At 70.0% G+C, this 19,775-nt stretch carries 20 protein-coding genes; 9 read left to right on the plus strand and 11 right to left on the minus strand.

Annotated elements, in window-relative coordinates:
- The first annotated feature begins 43 nt into the window (after window positions 1-43).
- Complete coding sequence (locus ACIA6A_RS05685; protein ID WP_396096193.1) at window positions 44-1,396, plus strand: LuxR C-terminal-related transcriptional regulator; 1,353 nt, start codon at window positions 44-46, stop codon at window positions 1,394-1,396.
- Here ACIA6A_RS05685 and ACIA6A_RS05690 read toward each other — a convergent pair.
- The 4 genes from ACIA6A_RS05690 to ACIA6A_RS05705 form a co-directional block, all read right to left on the minus strand.
- Complete coding sequence (locus ACIA6A_RS05690) at window positions 1,371-1,541, minus strand: hypothetical protein (RefSeq protein ID WP_396096194.1); 171 nt, start codon at window positions 1,539-1,541, stop codon at window positions 1,371-1,373. The genes ACIA6A_RS05685 and ACIA6A_RS05690 overlap by 26 nt on opposite strands.
- 116 nt (window positions 1,542-1,657) lie before the next feature.
- Window positions 1,658-2,608 carry a zinc-binding dehydrogenase gene (locus ACIA6A_RS05695; protein WP_396096195.1) on the minus strand — a complete coding sequence of 317 codons (951 nt, stop codon included), beginning with the start codon at window positions 2,606-2,608 and terminating at the stop codon, window positions 1,658-1,660.
- A gap of 45 nt (window positions 2,609-2,653) precedes the next feature.
- Window positions 2,654-3,907 carry an NADP-dependent malic enzyme gene (locus tag ACIA6A_RS05700; RefSeq protein ID WP_396096196.1) on the minus strand — a complete coding sequence of 418 codons (1,254 nt, stop codon included), beginning with the start codon at window positions 3,905-3,907 and terminating at the stop codon, window positions 2,654-2,656.
- 86 nt (window positions 3,908-3,993) lie between these two features.
- Window positions 3,994-4,302 (minus strand): S26 family signal peptidase, encoded by a 309-nt coding sequence (locus tag ACIA6A_RS05705; RefSeq protein ID WP_396096197.1) that lies wholly within the window; start codon window positions 4,300-4,302, stop codon window positions 3,994-3,996.
- An 84-nt stretch (window positions 4,303-4,386) separates the two neighbouring features.
- Here ACIA6A_RS05705 and sodN point away from each other — a divergent pair, with 84 nt between their 5' ends.
- Genes sodN through ACIA6A_RS05720 form a run of 3 tightly spaced genes read left to right on the plus strand, consistent with a single transcriptional unit; the run spans window position 4,387 to window position 5,731 of the window.
- Window positions 4,387-4,791 (plus strand): superoxide dismutase, Ni, encoded by a 405-nt coding sequence (gene sodN, locus ACIA6A_RS05710; RefSeq protein ID WP_396096198.1) that lies wholly within the window; start codon window positions 4,387-4,389, stop codon window positions 4,789-4,791.
- On the plus strand, window positions 4,788-5,288 hold the full coding sequence (locus ACIA6A_RS05715; protein ID WP_396096199.1) for a GNAT family N-acetyltransferase: 501 nt from the start codon (window positions 4,788-4,790) through the stop codon (window positions 5,286-5,288). Before sodN ends, ACIA6A_RS05715 begins: the two co-directional genes overlap by 4 nt.
- A 29-nt stretch (window positions 5,289-5,317) precedes the next feature.
- Window positions 5,318-5,731: an ATP-binding protein gene (locus tag ACIA6A_RS05720; protein ID WP_396096200.1), complete on the plus strand. Its 414-nt coding sequence runs from the start codon at window positions 5,318-5,320 to the stop codon at window positions 5,729-5,731.
- On the opposite strand, the gene ACIA6A_RS05725 is transcribed toward ACIA6A_RS05720, so the two are convergent.
- Complete coding sequence (locus tag ACIA6A_RS05725; RefSeq protein ID WP_396096201.1) at window positions 5,728-6,423, minus strand: FadR/GntR family transcriptional regulator; 696 nt, start codon at window positions 6,421-6,423, stop codon at window positions 5,728-5,730. The two genes, ACIA6A_RS05720 and ACIA6A_RS05725, sit on opposite strands and share 4 nt — an antisense overlap.
- A gap of 64 nt (window positions 6,424-6,487) precedes the next feature.
- Window positions 6,488-6,874: a hypothetical protein gene (locus ACIA6A_RS05730; protein WP_396096202.1), complete on the minus strand. Its 387-nt coding sequence runs from the start codon at window positions 6,872-6,874 to the stop codon at window positions 6,488-6,490.
- Between the two features lie 53 nt (window positions 6,875-6,927).
- Here ACIA6A_RS05730 and ACIA6A_RS05735 point away from each other — a divergent pair, with 53 nt between their 5' ends.
- Window positions 6,928-7,878, plus strand: a complete 951-nt coding sequence (locus ACIA6A_RS05735) for a diacylglycerol/lipid kinase family protein (protein WP_396096203.1) — start codon at window positions 6,928-6,930, stop codon at window positions 7,876-7,878.
- 433 nt (window positions 7,879-8,311) lie between these two features.
- Window positions 8,312-8,566 carry a WhiB family transcriptional regulator gene (locus ACIA6A_RS05740; protein ID WP_015625277.1) on the plus strand — a complete coding sequence of 85 codons (255 nt, stop codon included), beginning with the start codon at window positions 8,312-8,314 and terminating at the stop codon, window positions 8,564-8,566.
- 1,249 nt (window positions 8,567-9,815) lie between these two features.
- Here ACIA6A_RS05740 and ACIA6A_RS05745 read toward each other — a convergent pair.
- The 3 genes from ACIA6A_RS05745 to ACIA6A_RS05755 all read right to left on the minus strand — a co-directional run bounded on the left by ACIA6A_RS05745 (window position 9,816) and on the right by ACIA6A_RS05755 (window position 13,148).
- Window positions 9,816-10,568, minus strand: coding sequence for a sirohydrochlorin chelatase (locus ACIA6A_RS05745; protein WP_396096204.1), 753 nt, complete (start codon window positions 10,566-10,568; stop codon window positions 9,816-9,818).
- Window positions 10,550-11,305, minus strand: a complete 756-nt coding sequence (locus ACIA6A_RS05750) for a phosphoadenylyl-sulfate reductase (RefSeq protein ID WP_396096205.1) — start codon at window positions 11,303-11,305, stop codon at window positions 10,550-10,552. Before ACIA6A_RS05750 ends, ACIA6A_RS05745 begins: the two co-directional genes overlap by 19 nt.
- A 151-nt stretch (window positions 11,306-11,456) precedes the next feature.
- Complete coding sequence (locus tag ACIA6A_RS05755) at window positions 11,457-13,148, minus strand: nitrite/sulfite reductase (RefSeq protein WP_396096206.1); 1,692 nt, start codon at window positions 13,146-13,148, stop codon at window positions 11,457-11,459.
- 345 nt (window positions 13,149-13,493) lie between these two features.
- On the opposite strand from ACIA6A_RS05755, the gene ACIA6A_RS05760 reads away from it, so the two are divergent.
- The 3 genes from ACIA6A_RS05760 (at window position 13,494) to ACIA6A_RS05770 (ending at window position 16,919) form a co-directional block, all read left to right on the plus strand.
- Window positions 13,494-14,975 carry a glycosyltransferase family 39 protein gene (locus ACIA6A_RS05760; protein ID WP_396096207.1) on the plus strand — a complete coding sequence of 494 codons (1,482 nt, stop codon included), beginning with the start codon at window positions 13,494-13,496 and terminating at the stop codon, window positions 14,973-14,975.
- 66 nt (window positions 14,976-15,041) lie between these two features.
- Window positions 15,042-16,406, plus strand: coding sequence for a glycosyltransferase family 39 protein (locus tag ACIA6A_RS05765; protein ID WP_396096208.1), 1,365 nt, complete (start codon window positions 15,042-15,044; stop codon window positions 16,404-16,406).
- Window positions 16,407-16,493: 87 nt separating this feature from the next.
- Window positions 16,494-16,919 (plus strand): hypothetical protein, encoded by a 426-nt coding sequence (locus ACIA6A_RS05770; protein WP_396096209.1) that lies wholly within the window; start codon window positions 16,494-16,496, stop codon window positions 16,917-16,919.
- Between the two features lie 11 nt (window positions 16,920-16,930).
- Here the strand turns inward: ACIA6A_RS05770 and ACIA6A_RS05775 are convergent, their stop codons facing one another.
- Window positions 16,931-18,478: a sensor histidine kinase gene (locus ACIA6A_RS05775; protein ID WP_396096210.1), complete on the minus strand. Its 1,548-nt coding sequence runs from the start codon at window positions 18,476-18,478 to the stop codon at window positions 16,931-16,933.
- 37 nt (window positions 18,479-18,515) lie between these two features.
- A complete protein-coding gene (locus ACIA6A_RS05780; RefSeq protein ID WP_396096467.1) occupies window positions 18,516-19,550 on the minus strand; it encodes an SIS domain-containing protein in 1,035 nt (344 codons plus the stop codon).
- Between the last annotated feature and the right edge of the window lie 225 nt (window positions 19,551-19,775).

Consider the following 19,775-nt stretch of genomic DNA (forward strand, 5'->3'; position numbering starts at 1 on the left):
AGAGCAGGTCGGTGGCGCTCCGAGGAGGCCTAACCTGGAAGGCATGGATGCTCTGGACGTCATCGAACGGCTGCTGACGGTGCCCCGGCCGGAGCTTTATCCGCTGTTCTCCGCGGAGCTGGCGGAGCTGATCCCGCACCGCGCCACGGTGATCCAGACCGGCGACTGCGCCCGCAGCCCGCTCGCGGCCGACGGTGATCCGGCGATCGTGCGGCGGGTGACGAGCAACGAGCTGCGACGGTTGGCCGAACTCGGCCGGCCCGGGACGGCCCGCCTGATCGACGGCGTCCTCGGCGGCACCGAACGCCGGCTGGTGCTGCTCACCTCAGGCCCAGCCGAAAACGCAGGCCCAGCGATGGGCGCAGGCACGGCGGGACGAGGGGCCGGCGGCAGGTCATTGCTGGTGGTGGTGCCGGTGGAGGACGAGCCGTCGGCTGCGGCGCTCGATGTGGCCGCCCGGTTGTGGCGGATCCTCAGTGCGGACCAGGGCAGGCGGGCCGTCGATCAGGGGCCGGAGTTGCTGGCCGGGAACCTCGCCGCGGCCGCCGCGCGGTCCCGGACGATCACTGACCTGGGGCAGACCTACTCGACGACGCTGACGTCCATGCTGGCGGTGCTGCGGTCCGGGCGGCTGAGCGACGCGGTCGCCCGGCGTACGGTGATCGATCTGGCCGGTGAAGCGCTGATCGGGCTCCGGGCCGTCGCCGACCGCGACCAGGTCCTGTCCGCGGAGCCCGCCGGGGCGTCGTTCGCCCGACTGGCGGACCAGCTGGCCCATCTCGTACGCCACACCGAGGTTGACATCACCCTGGTCGGCCCCGAGGACGACGGGCTGATCCCGCAGGACATCGCGCACACCGCGCGCACCGTGACCCGCGGGCTCGTGCTCACCGCCGTGAACCGCCCGGCGACCTCACGGGTCCGCGCGTCCTGGCGCCTGGACGGACCACGAGTGCACATCACGGTCCGGGACGACTGTCCCGACGTGTCCGCCCCGGATCCGGCGCCGGGCGTCACGGCGCTCGGCGGTTCGTGGGAGGTCGACGCCGTGGCGGGGTGGGGCACCACGGTGACCGCGACGCTGCCTCTCGGGGTGGACGCTCCGGCGGAGGCGCGCCCGCTGGAGCGGCTCAACCCGCGGGAGGTCGAGGTGTTGTCGGGGATCGCGCAGGGGCTGCGGAACCGGAGGATCGCAGAGGATCTGCAGCTCAGCGAGCACACGGTGAAGTTCCACGTGCGCAACATCCTGGAGAAGCTGGATGTGAGCTCGCGCGGCGAGGCGGCCGCGCTGGCGGCACGGAACGGCAAGACGACCGGCCTCGACACGTCAGTGGGTCGGGGCCGGTCGCCGGCAGAGAAGGTGGGGCTGGTCAGCCGAGGGCGAGCCAGGCGATGACCGCGATCAGGACGACCGCGACAGCGACGACGCCGATGATCAGCGGGGTCTTCGAAGGGGCTGCGACCGGCTCCTCGGGGGCTTTCTGCGTGAAGGCGCGGAAAGCCTCGGTGTTGCCGCTCGGATCGATGCTGTTGTCAGACATGCGGAAGACCATAGCGAAGCCCCGCACCCGGGCGACAGACCCATCGCGCGTCCCTACCAGGGGCTTCGCTCACGTCCTCCCCTTGAGAGAGCCGGGTTCACCCACCCGGGTGCGTGTCAGTGGAGGTGGTCGATCGTGACTTTGCCGAACGCCTCGCCGGAGTTGAGGCGGGCGAACGCGTCCGCGACCGCGCTGAAGCCGTACGTGGAGTCGATCGCCGGCCGGATGTTCCGGGTGACGCAGAAGTCCAGGAGCGCGGTGAGCTCGGCCGCGGTGCCCATGGTGCTGCCGAGGATCTCGAGCTGCATCATGAAGACCCGGCGGAGGTCGATCTTGGGGAACGGGCCTCCGGTGGCGCCGCAGACGACGATGCGGGCGCCCGGGGCCGCGCATTTGAGAGAGTGCTCGAACGTGGGGGCACCGACCGACTCGATGACGACGCCGACGCGTTCGGGCAGGCGGGCCCCGGGTTCGAGAGCGGTGGCGCCGAGGGCGGCGATCCGGTCGCGTTTGGCCGGGTCCCGGCTGGTGGCGTAGACGCGTTTGCCCAGGGCCGCGGCCAGGACGACCGCCGCGGTGGCCACGCCGCCGCCGGCACCCTGGACCAGGACCGCGGTGGCGTCCTCGACCCGGCCCCGGGCGGTGAGCATGTGCCAGGCGGTGAGCCAGGCGGTGGGAAGGCAGGCGGCGTCCAGGAAGGACATGCCCACGGGTTTGGCGACCAGGTTGGCGGCCGGCACCGCGACACGCTCGGCGAGGGTGCCGGGCCAGCGCTCGGACAGCAGGGAGAAGCCCCGGGGATCCTGCGGGTCCTCGATCACCGGGTGGATGACGACCTCATTGCCCTCGGGGTCCACACCCGAGGCGTCGCAGCCGAGGATCATGGGCAGGCGGTCGGCGGGCAGGCCGACGCCGCGCAGGGACCAGAGCTCATGGTGGTTGAGCGAGCTGGCGCGTACGTCCACCGTCACCCAGCCCTCGGCGGGCACGGGCTCGGGCTGATCGCCGACGGTGAGGGCGGCCAGGGGTTCGTCCGGCTTCGTGGCACTTGCGTAGGCGGCGCGCATGCCAAGGACGCTAGTCATCGCCCCTGGCACGCGCCACCCAAGCACTCAAACGCTGTGGACCACCGCGGGAATCGCGACCGGGGCGAGGAAGCGGGCCACCCCGTCGCGTTCGGCGGCCCGGGACACCGCCGCAGCCACCGCCGGTGCGACCCTGGGGTCCAGCGCCGAGGGGACGATCAGGTCCGCGCGGAGCTCGTCGGACACGATCTCGGCGATCGCCTCGGCCGCCGCGACCTTCATCCGGGCGGTGATCGTCGTCGCCCGGGAGTCGAGAGCGCCCCGGAAGATGCCGGGGAACGCGAGGACGTTGTTGATCTGGTTGGGGAAGTCGCTGCGGCCGGTCGCGACGATCGCCGCGTACTTGTGGGCGATCTCCGGCAGGACCTCCGGGTTGGGGTTGGCCAGCGCGAAGATGATCGAGTCCGGGGCCATGCCGGCCAGCGCGGACTCCGGGATCGTGCCGCCGGACACCCCGATGAGGACATCGGCGCCGATCAGAGCCTCCTGGATCCCTCCGGTACGCGCTGAGTAGTTCGTCTGCGCCGCCAGCGCGACCTTCACGGGGCTGAGCCCGGGCCGGTCGGCGTGGATGATGCCCTGCGAGTCGCAGACGATCGTGTTGGCGCCGTGCACCCCGGCCGCGATCAGCGTCTCGGTGATGGCCACCCCCGCCGCACCGGCCCCGCTGATGACCACCCGCAGGTCCGCGAACCGGCGTCCGAGCAGGGCGACCGCGTTACGCAGCGCGGCGAGCACCACGATGGCCGTACCGTGCTGGTCGTCGTGGAAGACCGGGATGTCGAGGGCCTCGTCGAGGCGGCGCTCGATCTCGAAGCAGCGGGGTGCGCTGATGTCCTCGAGGTTGATCCCGCCGAAGGACGGGCCGATCGCCCGGACCGTGGCGATGATGGCCTCGATGTCCTGGGTGCCGAGACAGATCGGCACCGCGTCGACGCCGCCGAACTGCTTGAACAGCACCGCCTTGCCCTCCATGACCGGCATCGCGGCCTTGGGGCCGATGTTGCCCAAGCCCAGCACGGCGGTGCCGTCGGTGACGACCGCGACGGTGTTCCCGGCCCAGGTGTAGTCGGGGTAGAGCGATTCCTGTTCGGCGATCGCGGTGCAGACCCGGGCGACCCCCGGGGTGTACGCCAGGGACAGGTCGTCGCGGCTGGTCAACGGCACGGTCGGGATGATCGCCATCTTGCCGCGCTGGTGGCGTTCGAAGACCGGGTCGGCGGCGAGGGCGGGATCGAGCTCAAAGCTGAAGAAGGACACGAGGACTCCAGACACGCGCATCGGAAAGTGGTCTGCCAGCCGGCTCCAGGGACGCGAGTCTGCGCGGGACGGCCATGCGATGCGGGGGTCACCCGTTCCATCGGACCCTAACCCAGCCGGAAGGGCCGGGGCCAGTAACGAAACACCACAACTCCGATGACATCGGCCACCCCGTACTTGCGGGAGTCGTCCTCGACGAAGTCGTTGTCACCCCGTACCCACCAGCCTTTGTCCTGGGCCCGGACCGCGCGTTTCACGACCAGCAGGTCCGGCCGGGAGCGGAAGCGGGCGACCACGATGTCACCCTCCCGGACGCGTTGCGTCCGCCTGACGACCAGGGCATCTCCGGTACGGAGCGTGGGCGCCATCGAAGGGCCGTGCACCAGGACGGCGAACAGTGGTAGTTGCAACCTCATGGCATCAATCCCGGCTCGAGTGTGGGCTCAGATGTAAGGGGTAGTGTCAAGGTCGGATCATCGCTAACTCATGGAGGGGTCCTGATGCGACTCTCGCGTTTCTTCACGCCGCGCACTGTTGTCAGCGCGCACTGCGACCTGCCGTGTGGGGTCTACGACCCGGCACAGGCTCGCATCGAGGCGGAGTCGGTGAAGGCCATCGCCGAGAAGTACCAGGCGAACACCGACCCCGAGTTCCGCACGCGCGCCATCCTGATCAAGGAGCAGCGCGCCGAGCTGGTCAAGCACCACCTGTGGGTGCTCTGGACGGATTACTTCAAGGCTCCGCACTTCGAGAAGTACCCGCAGCTCAACCAGCTGTTCAACGAGGCCACCAAGCTGGCCGGCGCCTCGGGCGTCAAGGGTTCTCTGGACCCGGCCGTGGGCGACCAGCTGCTCGGCAAGATCGAGGAGATCTCCAAGATCTTCTGGGAGACCAAGCAGGCGTGAGCCCGCTGACCATCCGGCCGGCACGTCGTGACGACGTGCCGGCCGTCGTGGCCATGGTCCATGAGCTCGCCACGTTCGAGCGGGAGCCCGAGTCCTGCCTCCTCACCGAGGAGCAGCTCGACACGGCCCTGTTCGGCGCGCAGTCCGCGCTCTTCGCGCACGTCGCGGTCGGCGAGGACGACGCCCCTTACGGCGTGGCGTTGTGGTTCCTGAATTTCTCGACCTGGGAAGGCGTGCACGGGATCTACCTCGAAGATCTCTACGTACGTCCGCAGCACCGGGGTTCGGGCGCCGGCGAGGCCCTGGTGGCCGAGCTGGCCCGGATCTGCGTCGAGCGCGGTTATCGCCGCATCGACTGGATGATGCTCGATTGGAATCCGGCGGCCGATTTCTACGCGCGACTCGGCGCCGCCCCCAGCCGGAATTGGTGGCCCTACCGGCTGACCGGTTCCGCACTCGGCCGACTCGCCGAGCGGGCCTCGGCCGACAGGCGCTAGAGTCTCGTCCATCGGGAGGATGGGGTTCCGTGACTCAGCTGGACACAACACATTCTGAGCCGGCGTTCGGCGATGACGTCGTGCTGCTCACGGTGCCCGCCGACGGCGGATATCTCGGGGTTCTGCGGACGGCTACGGCCGGTCTCGCGGCACGCCTGCACTTCGCGCTGGACGAGATCGAGGATCTTCGGATCGCGGTCGACGAGGCGTGCGCGATGCTGCTCGCGATCGCGACCCGCGACGCCGAGCTGGAGTGCCGCTTCGCGGTCACCGAGGACGCGCTGACCGTCGAGGTCACCGTGTCGACCGTGCGCGGGGCCAAGCTCCCCTCGGAGTCGTCGTTCGCGTGGAAGGTGCTGACCGCGCTGACCACGTCCGCGGACGCGGAGGCAACCGGCCGGCACGCGACGATCCGCCTGCTCACCCGCCGCACCGAGATCTAGGCGCTGTTCGCCGCGGCGATGTATTCGAGGTGCCGGCGGCTGGTTGTCATCGCGGCCGCCGGGTCCTGGTTAAGGACGTAATTCAGCAGCTCACGGTGGTCGGCGTCGACCCGCGCCCAGTAACCCTCCGGCAGCGCTCCGACCACTTCCTCCCCGTACGTGACGTGGTAAAGCGGCCGGGTGACCAGCTCGAACAGCGGGTTGCCGGTGGCCGAGGCGATCGCCGAGTGAAATGCCGCGTGCGCGGTCATCATCGTGGTCAGCTCGTCGAGGTCGGGGTCGAACAGCGCGCCCCGGATCTCGGTCAGGTGGGCATCGGTGCGCCGCTCGGCGGCCAGCCCGGCGGCCGGCACCTCCAGGGCGCGCCGCAGCTCCAGCAGATCGGCGAAACCGACCTCGGCCGCGTTGCTCAGCATCGTCAGGCCGGTGGAGAGCGCCTCGGAGAGCTGCTCCGTGTCCGGATGCGCGACGAAACTGCCTCCGGTGACGCCCCGGGTCGTGACGATCAGGTGCTGACTGGCAAGAAGGCGCAGGGCTTCGCGTACGGTGCTGCGGCTCACCCCGGAGCGCACGCACAGCTCGGGTTCGGGCGGCAGGCGTTCACCGGGTTGCAACCGGCCCGAGGTGATCTCCTCGCGTAGCTCGTCGGCCAAGAGCTGGTATGCCGGTGGGCGCACCGTCGATCCAGGCACAGCCCTCACCCCCTTGTGATCCGTCCCTCAGGGTAGGCCCTGACGTCTCGCGGGGCAGTGCTGATCAGCCCAGACCGAGGGCCTTGTTGGTGCCCGGCAACACGCACAAGAGGCCCACACCCGCACCGATCGCCATCAACAGGACACCGATCCAGGTCGGCCCGACGTTCAGCAGGAAGCCACCGGTCGCGATGACCAGCAACTGGATGAAGACGGCCGGCCCGCGGGCGCGACCCGATCGCCGCGCCAGGGCGCGGGCGACCAGGAAGATCACCCCGGCACCGATGGCGGCCATCACGGTGAGAGAGATCGCAACACCGAGGGCGCCGGCCTCGGTCAGATCCAGGAACAGGAGGTACGCGGTCAGCGCGGTCAACGCCGCGGCCTGCGCAAACAGCAGTCGTACGGCCCACACCAAAGTGGCCGGGGAAGCTACATCCGCAGGGGTCACCGCTGTACGATACCTACCCGCCGGAGACGGCTCCGCGAGGTACAGTGCCGCCCATGCGAGCGTTACTGGTGGTGAACCCCAAGGCCACCACGACCACCGAGCGAAGCCGGGACGTACTGGTCCGGGCGCTGCGCAGCGAGATCGACCTCACCGTGGAGTACACCCGCAAGCGCGGCCACGCCGCGTCGCTGGCCCGCGAGGCCGCCGAGGCCGGGGTTGAGGTCGTGGTCGCACTGGGCGGCGACGGCACGGTCAACGAGGTCGTCAACGGGCTGATGACCACCGAGCCCGGCCTGTCCGCGCAGGGGGTCTCCCCCGCGTTCCGGCTGCCGGCGCTCGCCGTGGTCCCCGGCGGCTCGACCAATGTCTTCGCCCGCGCGCTCGGGTTGCCCCGCGACTGGGCCGAGGGCACCGGCGTGATCCTGGACGGCCTGCGTTCCGGCCGGCACCGGGTCATCGGGCTCGGCCGGGCCGACGACCGCTATTTCACGTTCACCGCCGGGATGGGGCTGGACGCCGCCGTGACGCGTCGGGTCGAACAGGCCCGGTTACGCGGGCGCACTTCCACTCCGGGCCTCTATCTGCGCTCGATCCTCGGGCAGGTTCTCTCCGGCGAGGATCGCAAAACTCCACCGCTCTCGATCGAGCGTCCGGGCGAGGAATCCGAGATGGCTTTGGGCACGGTCATCATTCAGAACACCGCGCCATGGACCTATGTCGGCGACCGCGCGATCAACCCGAACCCCCAGGCCTCCTTCGACCGCGGCCTGGACGTCCTGGCGCTCCGGAGCCTGGGTGTGGCTACCACAACACGCACAGTAACTCAGATGACCTCCCGCAACGCCGATCCACACGGCAAGAACGTGCTCCGCCTGCACGACCAGGCGGAGTTCACCGTGGTCGCCAGCCGGCCCCAGTCCTTCCAGCTCGACGGCGACTACCTGGGTGAACGCCAGAAAGTGCACTTTCTGTCCGTTCCCGAAGCGCTACGTGTGATCTGCTGACGACGGGGTACGCCGTTCGAAGCAACCTCACGATCCGTTACAAAATCGTGGGCAAAAGCTCGGCAGAGCGGCCGGTACCGTACTACATTGATGGGAGCGTTCATCCGCCGGTCCTCGGGAAGCCTCCCGAAACCGGACAAAGGGGTCGTGAGCTAGCTCACCCGCCGGGAGAAATTCCGAGCGCTACCCTTGACATCGCGGGAGTTCGTGAAAGCATTCACAAGCGATATGAAGTAACCGGATGCCGCTCGCCTGCGTTTCTTATCCAGAAGGCGCTGATCGGCTTCCAACAACAAAGCTTGCTCACGCACCGGTGATCAGATGCTGTCCGTCGGTCACCAGTGCGGATGCAGATAAAAGTAAGTAGTTAAGCAGTAACCAGTAAGTCAGCACCATTCTTCTTACCCCATCCGAAACAAGGAGTGTTGCCGCCATGGACTGGCGCCACGATGCGATCTGCCGCGACGAGGACCCGGAGCTGTTCTTCCCGATCGGGACGTCTGGCCCCGCACTCCTGCAGGTCGAGCAGGCCAAGGCCGTGTGCCGCCGGTGCCCAGTGACCGAGTCCTGCCTTCAGTGGGCACTCGAGTCCGGTCAGGACGCCGGCGTGTGGGGCGGTATGAGTGAAGACGAGCGGCGCGCGGTCAAGCGTCGTGGTGGTCTCCGGATCACGGCTCCTACTGCCTGAATTAGATTCCCTCCCCAGCATTCACGCCCCGGGCCGTAGTCGGCGCCGGGGCGTCGTGCTGTCCGGCGTCGATCTCCGGTTAACGCCCGATTACCGCACGCAATGATCACGCAGCGCATGAATGAGGTCACCGAGCTTCGCGAAATGATCTCGAAATCATCGCGATCGTTGACACCAATAGTCTTCAGGCCCCCACTCTCCGCAGTGGACACTGAACTAGATCTTGTGGCCAACCCGTAACCTCCGGGCCCTGGCAAGATTCAGCACAACAGACTTCAGGCCCGCACGCCGCATCCGGAATACAGGCCAGCAAATCCCGCCGCCGCCAGACAGCCCTCGCCAACAGGGGAATGACAGGGCCCATCCGCCGACCGGCAGCGCGATCAGATGAACCGGCCGCAGCCCTGCAACGCCCCGCCCCGCAGCGCACTCCGGCCAGACCGACCGCTACCGGGCCACGCGATCAGATCAGGCCACCCACTATCCCGGGCAGCGCTGCGGTCGAGCCGACTGCCACCCGGCAGCACGATCAGGTCAAGCCCCCAGCCATCCCAGTAAGCGTCCGGCCAGACCGACCGCTACCGGGCCGCGCGATCAGATCAGGCCACCCACTATCCCGGGCAGCGCTGCGGTCGAGCCGACTGCCACCCGGCAGCACGGTCTGGTCAAGCCCATCGCTTTCCGCGGTGCAGTCATCCAAGTCCGGCCGGAGAACAAGGCGGCTCACCGGCCGGGTTCGGGGCGGGGGTGACCACTGATCCGGTCGCATTGGCCACCGCCAAGGGACGAGGACAGATCGTGGCCACCATTGCCGCCGCGAAAGCGAGTCGGCCGGCACCACCTTCACAAGGTCGAGTGTGGCCGGTCCCTTGACCGGGTTGCAGGTGCCCGTCAGATCGTCCCGCGACGGGCGTGGGGTGACCACCGCCGCCTCGACGTGTCAGGCGGAGGTGACCAGCCTCGCATCAAGACGGCGGCCGCCAGCACCGCAGCACCGCAGCACCGCAGCACCGCAGCACCGCAGCACCGCAGCACCGCAGCACCGACTGACGGATCCCAGATCAGCCGCTATGGAACTGAAGCCGGTCGGCGAAAAGAGCGTTCCGTAGGGCGGCGGCGCACGTCAAGACGACGGCCGAGCCCGGCCGACCAGATGACCGCAGGCCTTTCAGCGACACAAAACGGCACCTACCGGGCGGGAGAGCACGTCGAATCAACAGCTGGACCCAGCCGACCGGGTGGGTGCCGATCAGGCCGCGTAGAGCGGGACCCGCCGGGACGCCGCTGTCAGGACTCGTTCCGCGATCAAGGCGACCACCTCGGGTGTGTCGGTGAGTGGTTCGCCCGCCGCGTGGATGCCGGCTGTACGGGCTGACGCCAGCGTCGCGTCCCACAGGAGTCCGGGGGCGAGGAAGTAGGACAGCAGCCCTACCCGGTCGTGGCCCGCCGCCCGGAGATCATCCACAGCGTCACCCGAAAGGGGTGGGGCAGCCGACGCATACGATACCCGGCACGGCAGGCCCAGGCGGGCGCTGAGGGCCGCCGCCGTCTGCTCCACGGTCCCCCGTGCTCCCGCGTCGCGTGTTCCGGCTGCGGCCAGCACCAGGGCGTCGCCGTCGAAGGGGCCGAGGCGGGTCAGAAGTCCCTCGATCAGCAGTGGGGGGACCACGCCGTCGACCGGGCCCAGGACGTCGGTCAGGGTGACGTCGAGGTGTACGCCGTCCGCGCGCGCCGCGGTGATCTCGGCCGGGACGTCGACCCGGCCGTGGTAGGCCGCGGTCAGCAGGAGCGGGACCATGATCGCTCGGTGGTGGCCCTGGGTGTCCAGGGTCGCGAGGACCTGCCGGGGGCGGGGCACGCTGTGGTCAAGGTAGGACGCGCGGACGTCCCAGGCTGGGTGGGCCGCCCCGACCGCACGGGCCAGGGCCTCCGTGGCCTGGGCGGCCCGGGGGTCCCGGCTTCCGTGCGCGACGAGGACGACGCCTAGACGTGGAGGCCGCATTCGGTCTTCTCGAACATCGCCCAGCGGCCGGCGCGCGGGTCCTCGCCGGCCTTGGTGCGGCGGGTGCAGGGCCAGCAACCGATCGAACCGTACCCCTTCTTGAAGAGTTCGTTGACCGGGACGTTCCAGCGGGCGATGTAGGAGTCGACGTCGCTCTGGGTCCAGGCCGCGATGGGGTTGACCTTGACTTTGCCCTTTTTCTGGTCGAACGCCACAACCGGGGTGTTCGCCCTGGTAGGGGACTCGTCGCGGCGCAGGCCGGTGGCCCAGGAGTCGTAGTCGGCGAGCGCGCGCTCGAGGGGTTCGACCTTGCGGATGAAGCAGCATTCGTCGGGGCGGTTGGCGAACAGGCGGGGGCCGTACTCGCCGTCCTGCTGGCCGACCGTCATCCGGGGGCGGATCGAGCGGACGTTGACGTCCATGGTCTTGGCGACGATGTCGCGCACCTTGAGCGTCTCGGGGAAGTGCAGGCCGGTGTCGAGAAAGACCACGTCGACGCCGGGAGCCGCTCGGGAGAACAGGTGGGCGACGACGGCGTCGGCCATGGAGCTGGTCACGCAGAACCGGTCGCCGAAGGTCGCGGCGGCCCAGCGGGCGATCTCCTCGGCCGGCGCGTCCTTCAGCAGCTCGGCACCTTCGAGCGCCGCTGCCTCGAGCGAGGCGCGGGACCGGCGGCCTTCCGCGACGGGCGCGGTGAGGTCCACCAGTCCGAGATTCAATCCAGCCACCACAGTCATCGGTTCACTCCCTTGGACAGCAAGCCGTTGAACTTGACGGTGAACACGCGGGCGCACGCATGGCACTCCCACGCTCCGTGCGAGGCCTCGTTGGGGTAGAGGTCCTCTTCGCCGCAGTAGGGGCAGTACAGCGGGGCGCTCCGGGCGTCGCTCATTTGAGCAGCTCCTCGTCGGCGCGGACGACCCAGTCGGCGAACGACTCGCCGGAGGCACGGCCGTCGAGGTAGCGCAGGGCGATCCGCTCCACGTACGCGGGCAGCTCCTCGGCGGTTGCCTTGAGGCCGCGCAGCTTGCGGCCGAAACCGGCGGTCTGACCCTGGGCCATGCCGAGCCCGCCGCCGAGGTGGACCTGGAAGCCCTCGACCTGTTCGCCGGCGGCGTTCATGACCAGCATGCCCTTGAGACCGATGTCGGCGACCTGGGTGCGGGCGCAGGCGTTGGGGCAGCCGTTGATGTGGATCGAGATGTCGGTGTCGAAGTCACGCAGCCGCTCCTCGAGGCGGGCCACCAGCTCCTCGCCGCGGGCCTTGGTCTCGACGATCGCGAGCTTGCAGTACTCGATGCCGGTGCAGGCCATGGTGCCGCGGCGCCAGGCCGACGGACGGGCTTCCAGCCCGATGCCGCGCAGGCCTTCGACGATCGGTTCGACCTGGTCGTCGGCGATGTCCAGGACCAGGAGCTTCTGGTACGGCGTGAGCCGCACCCGATCCGAGCCGTGCGCCGCCGCGAGGTCGGCCACCTTGCCGAGCTGTGTCCCGGAGGAGCGCCCGACGACCGGGGCGGCGCCGATGTAGTTGCGGCCATCGAGCTGCTTGTGCACCCCGATGTGGTCGATCGGCTTCTCGGGCAGGTCGGCGGAGGGGCCGTCGAGCAGGGTGCGCCCGAGGTATTCCTTCTCGAGCACCTCGCGGAACTTGGCGATGCCCCAGTCGGCGATGAGGAACTTGAGCCGGGCCCGGGTGCGCAGCCGGCGGTAGCCGTAGTCGCGGTAGGCACCGACCACGGCTTCCCAGACGTCCGCGATCTCGTTGAGCGGCACCCACACGCCGAGCCGTTCGGCCAGGCGCGGGTTGGTGGAGAGTCCGCCGCCGACCCAGAGGTCGAAGCCGGGGCCGTACTCGGGGTGCTCGACGCCGAGGAACGCGATGTCCTGAACCTGGTACGGCGTGTCGGCCTGCCAGGAGATCGACGTCTTGAACTTGCGGGGCAGGTTGGAGTAGCGCGGGTCGCCGATGTAGCGCTCGAGGATCGTGTCGATCGCCGGGGTGGGGTCGATGACCTCCTCGGTGGAGACGCCGGCGACCGGGCTGCCGAGCACGATGCGGGGGCAGTCACCGCAGGCCTCGGTGGTCTCCAGGCCGACCGCTTCGAGCCGGCGCCAGATCTCCGGCATGTCCTCGACCCGGATCCAGTGCAGCTGGATGTTCTGCCGGTCGGTGATGTCGGCGGTGTCGCGGCCGAACTCGGTGGAGATCTCGGCGATGGTGCGCAGCTGGGCGACGGTGAGCGCGCCGCCGTCGATGCGCACGCGGAGCATGAAGAACTCGTCTTCGAGCTCGTGCGGCTCGAGGACCGCGGTGCGGCCGCCGTCGATGCCCGCCTTGCGCTGGGTGTAGAGGCCCCACCAGCGGAACCGGCCGCGCAGGTCCTGCGGGTCGATGCCGGCGAACCCGGTGTGGGCGTAGATGTTCTCGATGCGGGCCCGCACGTTGAGCGGGTTGTCATCCTTCTTGATCCGCTCGTTGGGGTTGAGCGGCTCGCGGTGTCCGAGCGCCCACTGACCCTCGCCACGCGCCTTGCGGGGGCGGGCGGCCGGGGTTGCGGGGGCGTTGCTGGGCGCCATGTCGGCGATCCTCCGGAGACTCGTGGGCGCGGCTTGACGCTCGCGGCGGTCTCAGGACAACAGTGTCAGGAGGAAGCCGGGCGTCTCGCGCACCCGGACATAGAAGTCAGGTGGCGTCAGGAACCCGGACACATCGCGCTGCGGACACGGCCGTAATCCACGTGGCGGCGAGCCACGAAGCGGCGGTCAACTGCAGCGGTCATGCCGGTAAGCCTCTCACGCGGAGGCATTCTGGGCCAGCACGGTCCAGATTCCGAGAATGTGTCCGCCGACACCCCGCACGTTCACCTTCACGCAGCGTCGTCACCGCACGCGATTCACCCACGGCCGATAGAACCGGACACCGTGACCGCAACGACACTGCCCCGGGCCGAACCGGAAGCCCCCGTCAAGCCGCCCACGGCCCGGCGCGCCGGGAGCCTCATCCATCCCTGGCTGGTGCCGGCGCTGGTCATGCTGGCCGTCGCCACGACCGGGCTGACCCGGCCGGCGCTGGGCTGGGACGAGCACGCCACCTGGTCGGCGGCGCGCCGCTCCCCCGGGCAGCTCATCGACTTCGCCGGGAACATGGACGGCGTCATCTCGCCGTACTACCTGTTCATGCACTACTGGACGGCCGTGTTCGGGGACTCGCTGGTGGCGATGCGGCTGCCGTCGCTGATCGCGGTGGTGCTCGGCGCCGGGCTGGTCGGCGAGCTCGGCCGGCGGCTGTTCAGCCCGGGCGCGGGCCTGGTCGGCGGGCTGATCGTCACGTCGGTCCCGCAGCTCTCGCGGTACGCGCAGGACGCTCGCGCGTACGGGATCGCCTTCTTCTTCGCCGTGCTCGCCACCCTGCTGCTGTACGTGGCGTTGCAGCGGCCGACCTGGTGGCGGTGGGCGGCCTACGGGGTGGCCCTGACGCTGGTCGGCTACAGCCACATGATCGGCCTGCTGGTGCTCAGCGGTCACGTCGTCGCGGTCGCCACCCGGTACCTGCGCGACGGGCGGGACCGGCGCCTGCTGGTCCGCTGGCCGGTCATGGTCGTCGCGGCGCTGGTGCTGGTCTCGCCGCTGATCCGGCTGGGCCTGACCCAGCGCGGCACCCAGCTCGAATGGATCGGCCCGATGGACCTGCACCAGGTCCTCATCGCCCCCGGTGTCATCTTCGGCGCGCCGATGGCCGGCCTGCTGATCGTCGGCCTCGCGTTCGCGGCGCGCTGGCCGGAGCGCCCCCGGGTACTGGGCGAGCTGGCCGCACTGGCCGCGGTCCCGCCGATCCTGCTGATCGCGGTGTCGTTCGTGACGTCGCCGCTGTGGGTGCCGCGCTACGTCCTGTTCGTCATCGTGCCGCTGGCGCTGCTCGCCGCAGTCGCGCTACGTGGCCTGGTGGTGCGCACCGTCCTGGTCCTGGCCCTGGTCGTCGCGGTCGGTTTCGAGGCACACCAGCAGGTCCGGGACACGGCCGCGCACGGTGGCATGGACCTGCGGCTGGCGGCGGCGGTCGTCGAGCAGCGCCAACTGCCCGGCGACGGCATCGTGTACGGGCGGATCGGCACCTGGTCGCTGCGCTCGGGCTTCGACTACGAGATGCGCGGCGGCCCCAAGCCGAAGGACGTGCTGCTGCGGAAATCCGCCGCGGCGGCCGGTGGGCTGGACGGCGTGGAGTGCCGCACGCTCAGCTGTTTCGACACCCAGCGGATCTGGTACGTCGGTGCCCGCCGCAACAGCGACGCGCTGGCTGACCAGGGCATCACCATCCGCGCGAAGCTCAAGGCGCAGTACGTACAGACGGGTATCTGGATCTTTCCGCTCGGCATGGTCGGGTTGTATGAGCGTCGCAAAGGTTGACCTGGAACCCTAGGGCCCATGTGGAAACCGGCCACCCGTCATCTCAGTTGGATCGTCCCGGCGGCGGTGACCGGATCTGTCGTCAGCTTCCAGGCGGCGAGACCCGATCCGTGGCGCGACGAGCTCGCCACCTGGAGCGTGGCCCGGCGGCCGGTGTCCGAGATCTTCGAGCTGGGTCACCACATCGACGGCGTGACCGTGCCGTATTACCTGCTGGCGCACTTCTCGACGCTGCTGTTCGGCGATTCGCTGCTCGCCCTGCGCCTGCCGTCCCTGCTCGCCATGACGGCGACGTCGGCGGTCGCGGCGCTGCTCGCCCGCCGGCTCTGGGGACCCTTGCCGGGGTTGCTGGCCGGTCTGCTGCTCGCGGTCCTGCCGGTGATCTCCCGGTACGCGCAGGAGGCCCGCGGGTACGCCCCGGCGGCCTTCTTCGCCACGCTCGCCACGTTGCTGCTGCTGATGGCGGTGGAAAAGGGGCGATGGGGGCTCTGGACGGCGTACGCGATCAGCATTGCCCTGCTGGGTCTGTCCCATCAGATCGCGCTGCTGCTCCTGATCGGTCACCTGGCGATCGTGGCGGTGCGCAACTGGCGGCTCCTCGCCTGGTGGGGGCCCGGCGTCGCGCTGGCGCTGGCCGCGCTGCTGCCGTTCGCGCTGCGCGGCCTCGGTCAGCGCGGTCACCAGCTCGACTGGCTCGCCCCGGCCACCCCCGACGACCTCTCGAAGATCATCGACAACGTGTTCAACTCCGGCATCCTCGGCGGCGCGATCTGCGTCCTCGCGGCGCTGGCCGCCCGGGACCGCCAGGGCGCACTGCTGCTGCTGACCGCTGCGGCGCCGATCCCGGCCCTGTACGCCGCCGATCACCTGCTGTCACCGATGTTCGTGAACCGCTATCTGCTCTTCGTGATCCCGCTGCTGTGCGTGCTGGCCGCCCGCTCCCTGGCGACGCTGCGACTGCCCGCGGCGCTCGCGGTGGTGCTGGTCCTCGGCCTGATCGGGCTGCCCAAACAAGAGGAATTCCGCAAACGGCACTCACCGTACGACTACCGCGCGGCCGCCGCCGTGATCCGCGACGGTGCCCTGCCGGGTGACAGCATCCTTTTCGCCCAGCGTCAGGGCTGGGTGTTCACCGAGACCGGCTTCGAGTACTACCTCGGCGACGACGGGCCCGACGACGTCCTGCGCACCGCGACCGCGGAACAGAACGACTCCCTGTGGCCGACCGAGTGCCCGGACCCCGCCCCCTGCTTCAGCACGGTCTACCGGATCTGGACCCTGAGCCCGGACAACGTGGCCAACGGCGCCCGGGCGTCCTCCACCGACCAGCTGACCAACGCGCAGCGGGCCATCCTGACCGGCGCGTTCGACCAGACCATGCTGACCCGTGTAGACGGCTTCACCATCGGCCTCTTCACGAGACGACTGTGACATGGGCCACCAATTTCGGCGTTCCCCCGTGTCAGTGGCGACTGTGGACCCCCACCGGATGATCCCGATGATCTAGCGTCCCGGCCCATGTCGAAGATCAGAGGAATCATCGCGGGGGCACTGGTCGGGCTGACGGCGCTGGTCATCGTGCCGCAGCCGGCTCAGGCCTCCGCGTCCAAGTGCGTGGCCGAGGTGGCCAACTCCAGCTGTCTCACCGTCAGCGGCACCGGCCTGCAGGTGAACTGGTTCAAGAGCAAGGTCGGGATCTTCGGCAACAACTGCTTCTCGGGGCACAGCCAGATCCTGATCAACGGCAAGCACTTCGCGGACAGCAACGGTGGCGGGGACCGGCGGTACTGCGGGTTCGCCGAGGTGAAGGAAACCGGGATCTGGTACGTGAACCGCAAATACGCCAAGGGCACCCAGATCTGCGCAAAGTTCTGGCGGCTCACCGGCACCGGGCCGAACAACGGTTACCTGAACCTGGGCACCGCCTGCGCCAAGATCGGCTGACCCGGGTCCGGTCAGCGTTTGCCGAGCGGGACCACCAGCACGGCCTCGGTGCCGCCGCCGGTGCGGTTGCGGAGCTCGATGGTGCCGCGCAGCTCACCGGTCGCCAGGGCTCGCACGATCTGCAGGCCGAGGCGGCCGCTGGCCTCCGCGTGGAAGTCCGGCGGCAGGCCCTGGCCGTTGTCGGCGACCGTGACGTGCAGCTGCTTGCGGAAGCGGTGGGCCGAGACCACCACCTCGCCGGTGGGTTCCGGCGGGACCATCGACGGCTCGGGTTCCGGGGCGTCCTCCGGCGGGGCCGGGAAGCCGTGCTCGACGGCGTTGATGAGCAGCTCGTTGAGGACCATGACCAGCGAGGTCGCGATCTCGGCGGGCAGCACCCCGAACGTGCCCTCGCGGCGCATCTTGACGGTGACCTCGGTGGCCGAGACGTCGGAGGCGGCCGTCGCCACCCGGTCGAGGATGCCGTCGAACTCCACCGCCTCCTCGCTCGACATCGAGAGCGTCTCGTGGACAAGGGCGATCGAGCCGACCCGGCGCACCGATTCCAGCAGGGCGTTGCGGGCCTCGGGGGCGTTGACCCGGCGGGCCTGCAGGCGCAGCAGCGCCGCCACCGTCTGCAGGTTGTTCTTGACCCGGTGGTGGATCTCGCGGATCGTCGCGTCCTTGGTCATGATGGCGCGGTCCCGGCTGCGGACCTCGGTCACGTCGCGGACCAGCACCAGGGAACCGATCGGCACGCCGGCCGGCATCAGCGGCAGGGCCCGCATCAGCACGGTGGCCCCGCGCGCCTCGAGTTCCTTGCGTGGCGGGGCCTCGCCGCGCAGTGAGGTGAGGATCCGCTCGGCGGCGTCGGTGCCCTCGAGCGGATCGGTGGCGAGGCGGGCCGACAGCACCGAGAGCTCCTCACCCACGAGATGGGCGTTGAAACCCAGCCGACGGTACGCGGACTGGGCGTTCGGGCTCGCGTAGGTGACCTTGCCGACCGCGTCGAGCCGGATCAGGCCGTCGCCGACCCGGGGCGCCGAGGTGGTCTCGCCGGCCTGCGGGGGCGGCGGGAACGTGCCGTCCGCGACCATCTGGGCGAGGTCGTCGGCGGTGGTCAGGTAGTTGAGCTCGAGCTGGCTGGGCGTGCGCGCGGTGGAGAGGTTCGTGTCGCGGCCGATCACCCCGATGATCTCGACCTGGTCGTCCTCGCCGCGCAGCCGCACCGGGATCGCCTCGTGCCGGGCCGGGGTGTCGCCGTACCAGACCGGGTCGCCCTCGCGCCAGATCCGGCCCTGGGCGTACGCGATGTCGAGGTGGGCCACCTCCGGACCGCCGACGATCTTGCCCACCTGGTCGTCCTGGTAGGCGGTCGGCGCGGTGGTCGGGCGCACCTGGGCGACGCAGAGGAACGAGCGCGGTTGCCCCGGCTCACCCCGCACGGGCACCCAGAGCAGCAGGTCGGCGAAGGAGAGGTCGGACAGCAGTTGCCAGTCGCCGGCGAGCCGGGTGAGGTGATCGATTCCGGGCGGGCCGAGGCCGGTGTGCTCTTCGGCTAGATCGCGCAGCGTGGACACGCGTCAAGCCTGCCACGTCCACGCCGCGCGGTTCGCGTCAGAGGGTGGCGGTCACCTTCTTCAAGCCCCGGGGCGCGTCGGGGTCCTCGCCGCGGGCCAGCGCCAGCGACAGGGCGAGCTTCTGCAGCGGCAGGATGTCGAGCAGCGGCGCGTAGCGCTCGTCGACCTCCGGCACGGGCAGCCGGCCCGAGGCCCCGGCGATGTCGTGGGCGCCGATGGTCACCACGTCCGCGCGGCGCTCGCCGAGGCGGGTGACGACCTCGGTCATGGACTGCCCGCCGGGTCCGCTGCCCACGACCGCGAGCACGGGGACGTCCGGGTCGGTCATCGCGAGCGGGCCGTGCAGCAGGTCGGCGCCGGAGAAGGCGAGCGCCGGCAGGTACGACGTCTCCATCAGCTTGAGCGCGGTCTCGCGGGCGGTCGGGTAGGCGTATCCCCGTCCGGTGGTGACCAGCCGCGACGCGAAGCGGTAGCGCTGGGCCAGCTCGTCGGCGCCGTGTCCGCCGAGCGTGCGTTCGGCGAGCTCGGGCAGCGTCGTGAGGGCGGCCCGCTCGTCGGCCGGCAGCGTGCCGTCGCCGTTGCGGATGCCCTCGACCAGCAGCAGCAGCGCGAGCAGCTCCGCGGTGTACGTCTTGGTGGCGGCGACCGCGCGCTCGTGCCCGGCGGCGACGTCGATCGACAGCTCGGCGGCCGAGGCGAGGGTGGAGGCCGGGTTGTTGGTGACCGCGAGCGTGCGGGCACCGCCCTCACGGGCGACCTTGAGCACCTCGGTGAGGTCGGGTGAGCCTCCGCTCTGGCTGACGCCGATCACCAGCGCGCCGGCGAGGTCGGGGCGCGCTCCGTACAGCGTGATCGCACTGGGTGAGGCGAGCCCGACCGGGATGCCGAGCCGGATCTCGGTGAGGTAGGCGCCGTAGAGCGCGGCGTGGTCCGACGTGCCGCGGCCGACGAAGACGACGTGTTTCGGGGGCTGCTCGGCGATCGTGGCCGCGACGTGCGCGATGGCCGCCCCGGCCTCCCCTTCCAGCAACCGTGCGTATCCCGCCGGCTGCTCTGCGATGTCGGCCGCCATGCCCTGGCCTCGCTGCGTCACTGTTCCTCCCGATCGTGCGCACTGATGCTCATGCGCTGCGCAGTCTTGCACTTTTGAGTGCTCAAACGCAACGTTTTGAGCACTAGTGCGCAGCAAACCGGGGCCTGACAGATCGAGGTCCGTCGCCTAGGCTCGCCTGCGGGGCTCGGCCGGCCCCTAGGTGAGCCCGACGTCGTGGCGGCGACGGACTCCGCGCGGCAAGGA

Source organism: Actinoplanes sp. NPDC051494, from assembly GCF_044454705.1.
Classification (GTDB): domain Bacteria; phylum Actinomycetota; class Actinomycetes; order Mycobacteriales; family Micromonosporaceae; genus Actinoplanes.

Excerpts from the sequence above, each read along its gene's own strand:
- ACIA6A_RS05685 (WP_396096193.1), top strand. The coding sequence starts at position 44 with ATGGATGCTCTGGACGTCATCGAACGGCTGCTGACGGTGCCCCGGCCG.
- ACIA6A_RS05690 (WP_396096194.1), bottom strand. The coding sequence starts at position 1,541 with ATGTCTGACAACAGCATCGATCCGAGCGGCAACACCGAGGCTTTCCGC.
- ACIA6A_RS05695 (WP_396096195.1), bottom strand. The coding sequence starts at position 2,608 with ATGCGCGCCGCCTACGCAAGTGCCACGAAGCCGGACGAACCCCTGGCC.
- ACIA6A_RS05700 (WP_396096196.1), bottom strand. The coding sequence starts at position 3,907 with ATGCGCGTGTCTGGAGTCCTCGTGTCCTTCTTCAGCTTTGAGCTCGAT.
- ACIA6A_RS05705 (WP_396096197.1), bottom strand. The coding sequence starts at position 4,302 with ATGAGGTTGCAACTACCACTGTTCGCCGTCCTGGTGCACGGCCCTTCG.
- sodN (WP_396096198.1), top strand. The coding sequence starts at position 4,387 with ATGCGACTCTCGCGTTTCTTCACGCCGCGCACTGTTGTCAGCGCGCAC.
- ACIA6A_RS05735 (WP_396096203.1), top strand. The coding sequence starts at position 6,928 with ATGCGAGCGTTACTGGTGGTGAACCCCAAGGCCACCACGACCACCGAG.
- ACIA6A_RS05740 (WP_015625277.1), top strand. The coding sequence starts at position 8,312 with ATGGACTGGCGCCACGATGCGATCTGCCGCGACGAGGACCCGGAGCTG.
- ACIA6A_RS05745 (WP_396096204.1), bottom strand. The coding sequence starts at position 10,568 with ATGCGGCCTCCACGTCTAGGCGTCGTCCTCGTCGCGCACGGAAGCCGG.
- ACIA6A_RS05750 (WP_396096205.1), bottom strand. The coding sequence starts at position 11,305 with ATGACTGTGGTGGCTGGATTGAATCTCGGACTGGTGGACCTCACCGCG.
- ACIA6A_RS05755 (WP_396096206.1), bottom strand. The coding sequence starts at position 13,148 with ATGGCGCCCAGCAACGCCCCCGCAACCCCGGCCGCCCGCCCCCGCAAG.
- ACIA6A_RS05770 (WP_396096209.1), top strand. The coding sequence starts at position 16,494 with ATGTCGAAGATCAGAGGAATCATCGCGGGGGCACTGGTCGGGCTGACG.
- ACIA6A_RS05780 (WP_396096467.1), bottom strand. The coding sequence starts at position 19,550 with ATGGCGGCCGACATCGCAGAGCAGCCGGCGGGATACGCACGGTTGCTG.